Annotated in this window: 11 protein-coding genes; 7 read left to right on the top strand and 4 right to left on the bottom strand. The window is 63.6% G+C overall.

The window, feature by feature from the left end; genetic code table 11:
* A partial coding sequence (gene istB, locus L284_RS34120; protein ID WP_021233816.1) for an IS21-like element helper ATPase IstB occupies positions 1–749 on the top strand: 749 nt, incomplete at its 5' end.
* A gap of 66 nt (positions 750–815) precedes the next feature.
* Here istB and L284_RS34115 read toward each other — a convergent pair.
* Positions 816–1,856, bottom strand: coding sequence for an MFS transporter (locus tag L284_RS34115; RefSeq protein WP_021233815.1), 1,041 nt, complete (start codon positions 1,854–1,856; stop codon positions 816–818).
* A gap of 673 nt (positions 1,857–2,529) precedes the next feature.
* Here L284_RS34115 and L284_RS34105 point away from each other — a divergent pair.
* Genes L284_RS34105 through L284_RS34100 form a run of 3 tightly spaced genes read left to right on the top strand, consistent with a single transcriptional unit; the run spans position 2,530 to position 6,676 of the window.
* Complete coding sequence (locus tag L284_RS34105; protein ID WP_160172115.1) at positions 2,530–4,104, top strand: MFS transporter; 1,575 nt, start codon at positions 2,530–2,532, stop codon at positions 4,102–4,104.
* Positions 4,101–5,276 (top strand): HlyD family secretion protein, encoded by a 1,176-nt coding sequence (locus tag L284_RS0124080; protein ID WP_021233812.1) that lies wholly within the window; start codon positions 4,101–4,103, stop codon positions 5,274–5,276. Before L284_RS34105 ends, L284_RS0124080 begins: the two co-directional genes overlap by 4 nt.
* Positions 5,258–6,676, top strand: a complete 1,419-nt coding sequence (locus L284_RS34100) for an efflux transporter outer membrane subunit (protein ID WP_021233811.1) — start codon at positions 5,258–5,260, stop codon at positions 6,674–6,676. Before L284_RS0124080 ends, L284_RS34100 begins: the two co-directional genes overlap by 19 nt.
* 17 nt (positions 6,677–6,693) lie before the next feature.
* On the opposite strand, the gene L284_RS34095 is transcribed toward L284_RS34100, so the two are convergent.
* Positions 6,694–7,626, bottom strand: a complete 933-nt coding sequence (locus tag L284_RS34095) for a LysR family transcriptional regulator (RefSeq protein WP_021233810.1) — start codon at positions 7,624–7,626, stop codon at positions 6,694–6,696.
* Positions 7,627–7,691: 65 nt separating this feature from the next.
* Here L284_RS34095 and L284_RS34090 point away from each other — a divergent pair, with 65 nt between their 5' ends.
* The gene (locus L284_RS34090; protein WP_160172114.1) at positions 7,692–8,168 is read left to right on the top strand and encodes an OsmC family protein; all 477 of its coding nucleotides are present in this window, start codon (positions 7,692–7,694) and stop codon (positions 8,166–8,168) included.
* Between the two features lie 62 nt (positions 8,169–8,230).
* Here the strand turns inward: L284_RS34090 and copM are convergent, their stop codons facing one another.
* Positions 8,231–8,626: a CopM family metallochaperone gene (gene copM / locus L284_RS34085; RefSeq protein ID WP_021233808.1), complete on the bottom strand. Its 396-nt coding sequence runs from the start codon at positions 8,624–8,626 to the stop codon at positions 8,231–8,233.
* Positions 8,627–8,650: 24 nt separating this feature from the next.
* Positions 8,651–8,845: a heavy-metal-associated domain-containing protein gene (locus L284_RS34080; protein WP_031342008.1), complete on the bottom strand. Its 195-nt coding sequence runs from the start codon at positions 8,843–8,845 to the stop codon at positions 8,651–8,653.
* Between the two features lie 197 nt (positions 8,846–9,042).
* Between L284_RS34080 and L284_RS34075 the strand changes: the two genes are divergently transcribed.
* Both L284_RS34075 and cueR read left to right on the top strand, forming a co-directional pair.
* Entirely contained in the window at positions 9,043–11,565 is a 2,523-nt protein-coding gene (locus tag L284_RS34075) for a heavy metal translocating P-type ATPase (protein WP_052018372.1), read from the top strand.
* On the top strand, positions 11,562–11,999 hold the full coding sequence (cueR, locus tag L284_RS34070) for a Cu(I)-responsive transcriptional regulator (RefSeq protein ID WP_021233805.1): 438 nt from the start codon (positions 11,562–11,564) through the stop codon (positions 11,997–11,999). The genes L284_RS34075 and cueR overlap by 4 nt, the downstream gene beginning before the upstream one ends.
* Positions 12,000–12,002: the final 3 nt, after the last annotated feature.

The following is a 12,002-nucleotide window of genomic DNA, read 5'->3' as shown; positions in this document are numbered from 1 at the left end:
TCGTCATGCTGCGCAGCCTCAAGATGTTCGGCATGGCTCAGGCCGCCGACGAACTGATCGAGCAGGGCGCGCCTGCCTTCGATGCTGCCGTGCCGATGCTCGCTGGACTCCTGAAGGCAGAGATGGCCGAACGCGAGGTCAGGTCCATCGCCTATCAGATCAAGGCGGCCCGCTTCCCGGCCTACAAGGATCTGGCTGGCTTCGACTTTGCCGCCAGCGAGATCAACGAAGCCCTCGTCCGCCAGCTTCACCAAGGCGACTTCATGGAAAACGCCGACAATGTCGTGCTGATTGGCGGGCCTGGAACCGGCAAGAGTCATATCGCAACGGCACTGGGCGTCCAGGCCGTCGAGCATCACCGCAAGAAGGTTCGCTTCTTCTCCACGGTCGATCTGGTCAATGCGCTTGAGCAGGAAAAGACCATGAACCGATCCGGCCAGTTGGCAGAACGCCTGCTACGTCTCGACCTGCTCATCCTCGACGAGCTGGGTTATCTGCCCTTCAGCCCATCGGGCGGAGCCATGCTCTTCCATCTGCTCAGCAAGCTGTACGAGCGCACCAGCGTCGTCATCACCACCAACCTAAGCTTCAGCGAATGGGCTGGCGTGTTCGGCGATGCCAAGATGACCACCGCGTTGCTCGATCGGCTAACCCACCACTGCCACATCCTGGAAACCGGAAACGACAGCTTCCGCTTCCGTGCCAGCACCGCTGCGCCAAAAGCCAGAAAGGAGAAGCCAGCATCTTGAACCTGCCAGGATACGGCAGCACATAACCCATACCCACCCGGGTCAATTCTCAATGAAAACCCCGGGTCACATCTCAGTGGCAATCAACACTCCGGCGCCAGTCAGCCGCTGGGTCGAGACGCTGCTGGCGAGCTTCGACGTTGTCACGGCGGCGACAACGATCCCGAAGCCGAACGGTAACCATGCCAAGCCGGTCTGCAGAGGAGTGAAGCGAAGGATGTGCTGCATATAGAGGGTAAGAATGTACAGGCCGCTCATGGGACCGAAGCCGAGCAGCAGGATGGTTGCGTAAGATCCAGCACGGTTCCGGTCCGCCAGCAGGTGCAGCGGTAGGAGTGGCCGGGCAGCCCGTGCCTGCCGCACAAGAAACGCAGGTATCAGGATCGCGGCACCCGCAAAGGAAGCGAGCACGGTGGCTTCGCCAAATCCATGCTCGCCGCCCCGTGTAATCGCGAACACCAACGCCGCGAGGCCGCAAGTGCCGAGAGCGGCACTCATGAGATCGAGATTTCCGCTATGCCGTTCCGCTTCCTTCAGAACGCAACTTAAGAATAGAATTGTCGCGCCGATCGGCACGTTGATGAAGAACACCCAACGCCAGTCCAATAACGCTGTCAGGACGCCACCTAGGAGAAGCCCAACGACGATACCGAGCGCCGACATGGCGCCGTACACTGCAACGGCAGTGTTGCGGGCTTTTCCCTCCGGAAAGGTGGTGGCGATGAGCGCCAGTGCATTGGGTGCGGTAGTCGCCGCTCCGATCCCCTGCACCGCACGGGCAGCGATCACCCACTCACCACTAGGGGCCATTCCGACCAGGAGCGATGCAACACTGAACAAGACAATTCCGAACCTGAAGATTCGAAGCCGCCCCCACAAGTCGCCTGCCCTTCCGCCGAGCAGAAGCAAGCTGCCGAAGGCCAGTATATAGGCGTTCACCACCCATGGAAGATTAACCTGTGAAACGCCCAGCTTGTTCTGGATTGACGGCAGCGCGATGTTCGCGATCGAGTCGTCGAGCACCAACATCAGCTGCGCTGTTGTAATGACCAGCAGCGGCAGCGCGAGCCTCGATGATCCGCTCCTGTGAATTTTAGCGTTCGACATTGCATGTTCTTTCGTAAGTTGCTGGCCAGACCGCACCCAAGTTAATGTCGGGATGAATCGCTGTGGCGCGCCGCCGCTTCCTCTTCGGGATCTCGTGCTCCACGTCGGCAACGACGCGAATACGAGCGCGCTGGTTCAAAGATTACCGCTGTACTGCAAGACCGCCCTGACCATTGCCGTTGCACCTTCATGGTGCGAGATCATCCGCTGACGAAGTTGAAGTCGACGATAGCCGTAACAGCTGACGAGACGTGCCGCTTCTCCGACCAGCGTCTTGCCAAGTCTTGGCTAATCCTGGCGCTCGGGGCGTTAGCCGCCTTTGCCACGGCGTCTGCGAACGATGGCGGTGTAGATCAAAAGTACGGTGGTCACGTTAGTGGCTGAATGGGCAGCATCGCGCTTGTGATCGCACGAGCACAGCCGCCGCTGGTCTGGCCGATAGCATTGAAGTCGACACATCGCGAACTCTCCTTTGAGCGCCGTTCGCGTATGCTGTCGGGCTTGCTACCGTGGGAAGGTCAAGGCCGAACTCCGCAGCAATCGGAGCCAGTAACTCGCTGATGATGGAAACGATTAGGATCCTTGCGGCATCAATCATCTGCCATTCCGGTCCTTATCAGCGCTTTCTCTATCATCTATCTGCGGCATCAGCCTCTCTCCAGCGGAAAATGCCTTGTCTCTTCCCACTCAGAACCGACCACCCATTTTCGCGCTGTGCGTTGCGGGTTATGGTGCAGTCGTGGGATCGTTGTTCCCCGTGGTCGCTCTGATTTCGATCGCGGATGTGGCGGGTGGCCTCGGCATCTCGGCGGACGACGCGGCGCTGGTCGGCACGGTCCATAATTTGGGCTCCATCGCGGGCGTGCTGGCGACGCCGCTCTCCTTCTTTGGAGTGGGCCGCGGCCGCACGCTGGCAGTCATGTCCACCGGTTTCGTGGTTAGCTCTGCCCTCTGTGCCATCGTAGCTGACCTCGATGCGATGCTAGTGGCGCGCGCCCTCCAGGGCTTCTTCGACGCTGCCATGCCGCTCATGTTCATGCTGCTGGTAATGACGTCTCTGAAACCGGGCGCGGGGCGCTTCGAAGGCATCACCATGGTGGGCACGTCCACATCGCTGTTCTTCGGCGCAGCGGCCCTGATTGGCGGGCTGCTTGTCGATCACCTGGGCTGGCAAGCGCTGTTCTGGGCGCAGGCCCTGCTGGGATTGCCTTACTGCTTCGCCACGCACTTCCTGCTGCGTCATGAAAAAGGTCGGCCCGAGCTTCTGGCTGATTTCGACTGGTCCAGCTACCTGCTGCTGGTGCTCGGCCTTTCCATGCTGCTGTTCGCGGTTTCGGAAGGAGAGCGGCACTTCTGGCTTGAGGCATGGTGGGTGCCCGCCCTTAGCCTCGGCGGCCTAATCCTGGTCGTATCGTCCTACGTCGGCCTCATCCAACATGGCAGGCCGTTGCTCTTCCTTCAGGTCTTTCGCCGTCCGACGTTCACCTGGGGCATCGTTCTTTCGCTGTTCTTCGGCTTCGGGCAGATGTTCGCGCTCTACACCGTCCCTTCCTATCTCGGCCGATTACAGGGATATCGCCCGCTCGATACCGGCAGCATCCTCCTCTTTATGATCCCTGCCGCCGCAAGCGCGCTGGGGCTATCCTACTGGTGGAGCAGGCGACACGATGGCCGCTGGCTGCTGAGTGCCGGACTCGCCAGCTTCGCCGTGGCCGCAGGCTTGTGCATGGGCCTCGATCCGACCTGGGCGGCGGAGCAGCTGCGCTGGGGCGCTCTTGCGGCGGGCGCAGGGATGGGCTTCTTCAGCATCGCGATCCTGCGCTTCGTCGTTCACGACGCCACGCCGCAGGACGGCCCTACCGTCGGCATGATCCTCAACCTCACGCGCATTTTCTCTCTCGGTATCGGAACGGCGATTGTTTCCCACATCGTGGTGGAGCGGGAGAAGCTCCATTCCGCCCGGCTGGTTGAAGCGGTGAGCACGACATCGCCCGAAACGATGCGGCGCCTTGGACAGTTCTCCGGCAACCTCGCCCGTCTGACGACCGACCCGCAGGCGGCCCATGCCGCAGCAGTGGCGGCGCTAGGGAAGACCACCAGCAACCAGGCCTTCACGCTTGCGTTCGGCGATGCCTTCCTCGTCACCACCATCGTGCTGGCGCTGGGCGCGATCCTCGTATGGGCGCTCCCCGCCGTCCCTGCCGACAAACCGGCGCCCGATCCGCGCGCCCCAAGGACAAACCCATGAAGACACTTGCCCTCGCCCCTAAGGAAAAGCCCGAAGCGCCCAAGCAAGCGCCGGAGCGGGAAACCTGGCTTGCGCACCATCGGGTAGGCGCTGCGATGACGGTGGCGGGAAGCGCGTTCCTGCTGGTCGCAGGCATCTACGCCTACGGCCCCCAGAGCATCGCCTTCGTTTCCACCGACAACGCCTATGTGAAAGGTGACGTGACTTTCGTTTCGCCGCAAGTGCCCGGGTATGTCACGGCGTTGCGCGTGGAGAACAATGATCGCGTGTCCCCTGGGCAACTGCTGCTGGAGATCGACCCTACCGATTATCGCGCAGCGGTGAACGATGCCGATGCCGAAGTGGCGCAGGCCGAAGCCGCACTGCGCCAGAACGCCGAGCAGGCCGGGCTGCAACACGCGCAAGTGAAGGTGGCCGATGCCGAAGTCACCTCCGCCCGTGCAGGCGCGGCACGCAGCAGTGCCGATTTCGCCAGATCGAACGCTCTCGTGCGGGAAGGCGCCGTGAGCCGGCAGCTCTATGAGACTGCGGAGGCGGAGAACATCCGCTCGCGCTCGGGCGTGACGCGCACGGTGGCCGAGGCCGATGTCGCGCGCAAGCAGCTGGACGTACTGGAAGCGGAGAGGCTTTCGGGCGAAGCGCGGTTGCAAGCTGCACGGGCGAAACTCGCACGGGCCGAAGCAGACATGAAGCGCACGCGGATCGTCGCACCGCGTGAAGGCCGCGTGGCTGCACGAAGCGTCCGCCTCGGCGAGTATGTGAACACGGGCACGCGCCTTCTGGCGATCACGCCGACAAGGGGGCTGTGGGTCGAGGCCAATCTACGCGAGACGCAGCTGGGCCGCATCCGCCCCGGGGACAGGGTGCAGATGTCCGTCGATGCAGTGCCCGATGCCACCTTCTGCGGCGTGGTGGAGGGCGCGCAGGGCGCAAGCGGATCAGAATTCGCCGTGATCCCGCCGGATAATGCAACCGGCAACTTCACCAAGATCGTGCGGCGGTTCACCGTGCGAATCCTACTGGATTCCGGCCAGTCGGCGCTTGGCCGGCTCGCTACTGGCATGTCCGTGACACCCCGGATAGAGGTCGGCTCCCACGTCGACGGCCGCTCCCACGCAGGCCTGCTGTCATGGCTGATCGGCGGCACTTTTAAGTGCGCGACCTGGTCGTGAAAGCCTTACTCCCTATCATGCTGGCGGCACTGGTCACAGGTTGCGCCACCCCGCCGGACGATGGGCCTGTAGCGAACGTGAAGCCTGTGACGACCTACGGCCATGAGGCCAGCTTCGCTGCGCCGGACGGGCGCTGGCCCGCTCCGCGCTGGTGGCAGGCGTACAGTGATCCCAAACTGGATGCACTGATCGAGGAGGCGCTGCGCAATGCGCCGTCGATGGCGCAGGCTGCGGCGCGTTTCCGGGCTGCCGAGGCCATGACCGGGGCGGCGCGGGCGGACACGCTGCCTTCGATCTCCATCGACGGATCGCCATCCATCAGCCGCCCTAGTACCCGAAGCGGTATCCCGGTCCTGCCCGAGCGCCAGGGCTATCACGACTACGGCAGCGTGCACCTCGGCTTCGCTTGGGAACTCGACCTCTGGGGCAGGAATCGGGCAGCGCTTGCGGCAGCCACGTCGGAAGCCGAGGCGGCGAGGGCGGACATGGCGGCTGCGCAACTTGCCTTATCCACCTCGGTGGCCGCGACTTACGCGGACATAGTGCGCCTCTACAACGACAGAGACGTGCTTGAGCAGACACTCGAGGTACGCGAGAAGACGCTGAACATCCTCCGGTCGCGCGTACGGCATGGATACGATTCCGATGCCGATCTGGCGCAGGCCGAAGCAGGTCCTCCGGCAGCACGGGCGGATCTGGCCGCAGCGGACGAAGCTATCGGCCTTGCGCGCAATCGACTCTCCGCGTTGCTGGGCGCTGGCCCGGATCGCGGGGCGCACGTTGTCCGGCCGGGCACGCCGCTGCCCCCTGCTTTCGGACTACCCGGCGATCTTGCCAGCGGATTGCTCGGTCGCAGGCCCGACATCCGCGCTGCCCGGTATCGGGTGGAGGCGGCGGGCAAGCTCATCAAAGTTGCAGAGGCGGGATTCTATCCCAACGTGAACCTGCTTGGCCTGATCGGGCTGGAATCGCTGGGGCTGGACAATCTGCTGAACGGCGGCAGCGAGGTGGGATCGGCGGGGCCGGCCATTGATCTGCCTATCTTCGACGGCGGGCGGCGGCGGGCGGAGTACCGGGGCAAGCGGGCGCAGTACGAGATCGCCGTGGCAAGCTACGACGAAGTGCTGACGCAGGCTCTTCGCGAGGTTGCTGACGTCGTGGTCAGCAGCCGGCAGCTTGCCCTCAGGCTCGCCGGCGCTGAGGACGCCCTGCGCGCCACAGAGAGGGCCTATCGCCTCGCACAGCTGCGCTACCAGCAGGGTGCCACCGATTACCAGTCGGTGCTGATCGTGGAGGACAGGCTGCTCGAACGCCGCCGTGTCTTGGCGGCCCTGCGCTCACGGCGCTTCATCCTCGACGTTGCGCTCGTTCGCAGCCTGGGCGGTGGCACTGCGCCATGAAGCGCCGGCCACTCGGGCTATTCTTTACCATCCTGCCCGATCCGGGCCCAGGACTGCTGTGCGAAATGATCGCGAAGGAATTCCATGAGCACGCGGACACGGGCCGGGCGCGCGCGTCCGGGCGGCGTGACGATATAGGCGGACTTCTCGGTAGCCGACCAACCGGGAAGAAGTTCCACCAGCCGACCGGCGGCCAGTTCCTGCCAGACGAAGAAGTCCGGCAGCAAGGCCACACCGATACCTGCAACGGCGGCAGGAACCACAGCGGCGGCATGGTTGACCCGGTACGAGCCCGACATGGGGACGAACATCGTCTCACCCTCCGCCCGGCGGAACTCCCACTCGGCGCCCCATGGAACGCTGGTGGGAATGACGGCGGGCAGCCTGGCGAGGTCGTCGAGGTCCTGCGGCTCGCCAAGCCGCTCCAGCAGCGACGGCGCGCCCACCAGACGCCGCCTAAACGACACCAGCCTGCTCATCCGCAGCGAGTTGTCGCGCGCAGGCCCGATGCGCAGAGCCAGATCGAAGCCGCCGCCGACCACATCGACTTCATCCTCGGTCAGGATCAGATCGACTTCCACTCCGGGCTGAGCCTGGAGGAATGCGGGAAGCACCGGAACAACCGTCTCTATGCCGAAACCTGTGACGCAGGCCATCCGTACACGGCCACGCGGCACCCGTGCCTCTTCCAGGATCTCGCTCTCGATCTCCCGGCCGTCGGACAGGATGCGCGTCGCACGCTCCACGCATATGCGCCCGGTCTCGGTAAGCGAAAGCTTGCGCGTCGTGCGATGGAAAAGCGTCGTGTTCAGGCGCTGCTCCAGGCGAGTGATGGTCTTAGAGACAGTCGTGCTCGCAACGCCCATGTCCTCTGCCGCGCGGCTGAAGGAACCATGCTCCGCCACTTTGGCGAAGATCACCCAGGCATCGACATCGGGAACGATCATCATCGCATCTCCTGTTCGCGTTACCGCGCACCAAAGCAAGTTCGCTCCGTCGTCCTAGCGCCGGAGCGGTGGATGGCTTTACCAAAGCAAAAGAAAGGACAGTTACCTTGCAAACTTCAATCACCACGACATGGACTGGAGACATCAAAGGATCGGGCCAGGTGGAAACGGCCGCAGTGCATGTGCCTGTTGCAATCCCAACGGATCTGGGCGGCACCGGTGAAGGCGGCGACCCAAAGAGCTTCCTGCTCTCATCGGCGGCCACTTGTTACCTGCTGACGCTAGTCGGCATGTTGCAGATGAAGAAAGTGCCTACCAACTTCCTGACGCTGCAGTCCGTGGCATCGGACCCCAAGAAGCCGGACTTCACCATCGATCATGCTGTCGACATCGAGCTTCCGGAAGGTGCCGGAGACGAGGCGGTGTCGAAAGTGGAAGCCGCCATTCAGGCTGCCGACCAGGCTTGCCTGATCGGCGGTATCCTCAAGAAGGGCGGTGTCGCCATCAATGTGTCAGGCAAAGTGGCCGTAAAGGCAGCGGCCTGAACGCCCGAAACCGGGGACCCGTCCGCAGACGGGCCCCGGCCAGCACGCAGTCTTGGCTGCGGTCACTTCTTCTCGTGCCGGGCGAGCCAAGCCTTCATCATGGCAATTTCGGTTTCCTGCGCCGTGATGACCTCCTGGGCGAGCTTGCGCACTTCTGGATCCTTGCCGTGCTTCAGCGCGACACGGGCCATGTCGATTGCGCCCTGATGGTGAGGGATCATGCCTCGCATGAAATCCACGTCCGGATCGCCCGTGAACTCTATCGCCATGTCACGGTGCATCCGATCGTTCGCCTCCTGATAGTCACGAACGACCGGATCGGTGGAGGCAGGCGCCTGCCCGTGGCCAGCGTGATCGTGATGGGTCATGGACTGCGTTCCTGTCTGGGGCGTGGCATGTGCGGTGCCGGCTGCGAGCAGCCCGGCACTGACCGCGGCAATGCTGGTGAACCTGCTCATTAATGTGTTCTCCCGCATTTTCGATCAGATGGCAGTGACGGGATAGCCGTCATCCGCCAGCGCCTTTTCCACATCGGCTTGCAGCGCCGTGGTGCTTACCGAAATCTTCCGCTCGACGGTGTCTGCCTCCACCGTGGCGCTCGAGTCGAGAGCCGTAATAGCTTCGCGGACATGCTTCACGCACGATCCGCATGTCATGTCCGGAACCAGGAACTGCATCGTCGTTACTCCTCGATCTTCCATTGCAGCGGGAGGTGGGGCTTCCCACCATTGGAAGGTCAAGAGGAAGCGGATAAAAATGTAAAACGGGCCCCGGAGCGCAGCTTGCGGCTGGGGCAGGCCTTGACCTTCCAACGATGGGAAGCCTCATCTGAGGAGCCAACTGATCCGGAAACCGGCGACGAACGATGAACTACATGGAAACTACAAGTAGCCCAGATACCGGAACGGCCATCAGGCTGACTGTGCCGATCGAGGGGATGACCTGCGCGTCCTGCGTGGGACGGGTGGAGCGGTCGCTTCACAAGGTTTCCGGTGTGCAGGACGTAAGCGTGAACATTGCGACGGAGCGTGCCGATGTCGTGTCCGATCGCTACGTAGATCATGCCGCCATTGTGCAGGCTATAGAAGACGCTGGATACACTGTGCCTGCCGCCACCACGGAACTTGCTGTTGCGGGCATGACTTGCGCGTCTTGCGTCGGCAGGGTGGAACGTGCGCTGAAGGCAGTACCGGGCGTGAGCGAAGCCTTGGTCAACCTTGCCACCGAAAGGGCGTCGGTGCGCGGCACCGCCGGCCTGCCCGAACTTGTGGCCGCCATCGCCCGTGCCGGGTACGAGGCAACGCCCGTTCGATCCGGCGAAGGAGCGCAGGATGAAACGACCGGCCGCAAGGACGCGGAACGCATCGGGGTGCGAAGGGACCTGATCATCGCCACCGTGTTGGCGCTGCCTGTGTTTCTGATGGAGATGGGTTCGCACCTGATACCCGGCGTGCACGATCTTCTGGCCCAAGACATGGGCTTGCGCACCGGCTGGTACGTCCAGTTCACCTTGACGACGCTGGTCCTCGCGATCCCCGGCCTGCGGTTCTACACCAAGGGGATCCCGGCCCTGCTGCGGCTTGCCCCGGACATGAACTCGCTGGTCGCAGTGGGCACGCTGGCAGCTTACGGCTATTCGCTGGTGGCGACCTTCACGCCGGACATGCTGCCGGCGGGCACGGTCAATGTCTACTACGAGGCCGCAGCCGTCATCGTCGCGCTGGTGCTGCTAGGCCGCTACATGGAGGCACGCGCCAAGGGACGGACTTCGGAAGCGATCAGGCGACTGGTCGGGCTGCAGCCGAAAGTCGCCCGCGTTCGCCGCGAAGGGGCGCTGGTGGACGTTCCCGTGGCGGAAGTGACGCGCGACGATCTGGTGGAAGTGCGCCCCGGAGAGCGCATTCCGGTGGACGGAGAGGTGGTGGAAGGCGAAAGCTACGTGGACGAGTCCATGATTACCGGCGAGCCTGTTCCTGTATCGAAGAAGCCGGGTGCATCGCTCGTCGGCGGCACCGTCAACCAGAATGGCGCGCTGACGTTTCGCGCCATGGCCGTGGGCGATGGTACGGTCCTTTCGCAGATCATCCGCATGGTGGAACAGGCGCAGGGATCGAAGATGCCGATCCAGGCTATTGTGGACCGGGTGACGATGTGGTTCGTGCCGGCCGTCATGGGTGTAGCGACGCTGACGTTTGGGCTCTGGCTCGCGTTCGGACCTTCACCGGCCCTGAGCTTCGCGTTGGTGAACGCGGTGGCGGTGCTCATCATCGCGTGCCCCTGCGCAATGGGCCTCGCCACGCCCACGGCGATCATGGTCGGCACCGGTCGTGGCGCGGAGCTGGGTATCCTGTTCGGCAAGGGCGAGGCGCTGCAGCTGCTGAAGGAAACCGCCGTCGTCGCCGTGGACAAGACCGGCACGCTGACCGAAGGCCATCCCGCCCTCACCGATCTGGACGTGGTCCCCGGTTTTGATCGAGACCGCGTACTTGCGCTGGTCGCGGCGGTTGAGGACAAATCCGAGCATCCAATCGCTCGCGCAATTGTGGATGCAGCGGCGGAGAAGGGGCTGGCACTGCCGCCCGTCACCGCCTTCGCATCCGAGACCGGGCTCGGCGTCGAAGCACTGGTGGACGAAGAGCGTGTGCAGGTCGGCTCGGCACGCTACATGGGCGAGCTGGGGCTCGAACCCGGAGCATTCGCCCAAGCCGCCGGTCGCCTTGCCAGCGAAGGCAAGTCGCCGCTCTATGCAGTCATCGGCGGCAGGCTGGCCGCGATCATCGCCGTGGCAGACCCTGTGAAGCCGAGCACACCCTCTGCAATCCATGCACTCCACGCGCTGGGCCTGAAGGTCGCGATGATCACCGGTGACAACCGCGGCACGGCCGAAGCCATCGCGCGCCGGCTCGGGATCGACGAGGTCGTCTCCGAAGTGCTGCCTGAAGGCAAGGTGGAAGCGGTGCGCCGCCTGCGCGCAAGCCATGGGCGCCTGGCGTTCATCGGCGATGGCATCAACGACGCACCGGCCCTGGCCGAGGCGGATGTCGGACTGGCCGTCGGCACCGGTACGGACATCGCGATCGACGCGGCGGACGTGGTGCTGATGTCCGGGGACCTGAAGGGTGTTGCGACAGCCATCGGCCTTTCGCGCGCTACCATCGGCAACATCCGCCAGAACCTGTTCTGGGCCTTTGCCTACAACGTGGTGCTGATCCCGGTGGCGGCAGGTGCGCTCTACCCGCAATGGGGCATCCTCCTCTCCCCAATCTTCGCGGCCGGGGCCATGGCAGTGTCCAGCGTCTTTGTTCTGGGGAATGCCTTGCGCCTGCGCGCGTTCAGGTCGATGGAGCATGGTTGGATCATAACCGATGCCGCAGATATAAAGGAGGCTACGCGATGAACATCGGGGAAGCGGCGAAGCAGTCGGGCGTTTCGGCCAAGATGATCCGGCATTACGAGGCCATCGGCCTCATCCCTCCAGCTGGGCGCAAGGATTCAGGCTATCGAGATTATGCCCCCGCAGACGTGCACATGCTGCGCTTCATCCGACGTGCGCGCGATCTAGGGTTCGTCGTGGCGGAGATCAACGAGCTACTGAATCTTTGGCGGGACCGTTCGCGGCAGAGCACCGACGTAAAGCGCATCGCAGCGACGCACATCGAGGCACTGCGCGCCCGCATCGCGCGGCTCGAGCAAATGGCGAACACGCTGGAGACATTGGTCGATTGCTGCGCCGGGGATCATCGGCCCGACTGCCCGATACTGGCGGACCTCGGCGATGTGGCGGAGCCAGCGCTAAAACCCGTTCCGTCCACACGCGCTTTCGAGATCTGATCG

The organism is Novosphingobium lindaniclasticum LE124 (assembly GCF_000445125.1).
Lineage (GTDB): Bacteria > Pseudomonadota > Alphaproteobacteria > Sphingomonadales > Sphingomonadaceae > Novosphingobium > Novosphingobium lindaniclasticum.
The sequence above is the reverse complement of the archived record's forward strand: the minus strand, read 5'-3'. Positions and strand labels throughout refer to the sequence as shown.

Excerpts from the sequence above, each read along its gene's own strand:
- L284_RS34095 (WP_021233810.1), bottom strand. The coding sequence starts at position 7,626 with ATGATGATCGTTCCCGATGTCGATGCCTGGGTGATCTTCGCCAAAGTG.
- copM (WP_021233808.1), bottom strand. The coding sequence starts at position 8,626 with ATGAGCAGGTTCACCAGCATTGCCGCGGTCAGTGCCGGGCTGCTCGCA.
- L284_RS34075 (WP_052018372.1), top strand. The coding sequence starts at position 9,043 with ATGGAAACTACAAGTAGCCCAGATACCGGAACGGCCATCAGGCTGACT.
- L284_RS34115 (WP_021233815.1), bottom strand. The coding sequence starts at position 1,856 with ATGTCGAACGCTAAAATTCACAGGAGCGGATCATCGAGGCTCGCGCTG.
- L284_RS0124080 (WP_021233812.1), top strand. The coding sequence starts at position 4,101 with ATGAAGACACTTGCCCTCGCCCCTAAGGAAAAGCCCGAAGCGCCCAAG.
- L284_RS34080 (WP_031342008.1), bottom strand. The coding sequence starts at position 8,845 with ATGCAGTTCCTGGTTCCGGACATGACATGCGGATCGTGCGTGAAGCAT.
- cueR (WP_021233805.1), top strand. The coding sequence starts at position 11,562 with ATGAACATCGGGGAAGCGGCGAAGCAGTCGGGCGTTTCGGCCAAGATG.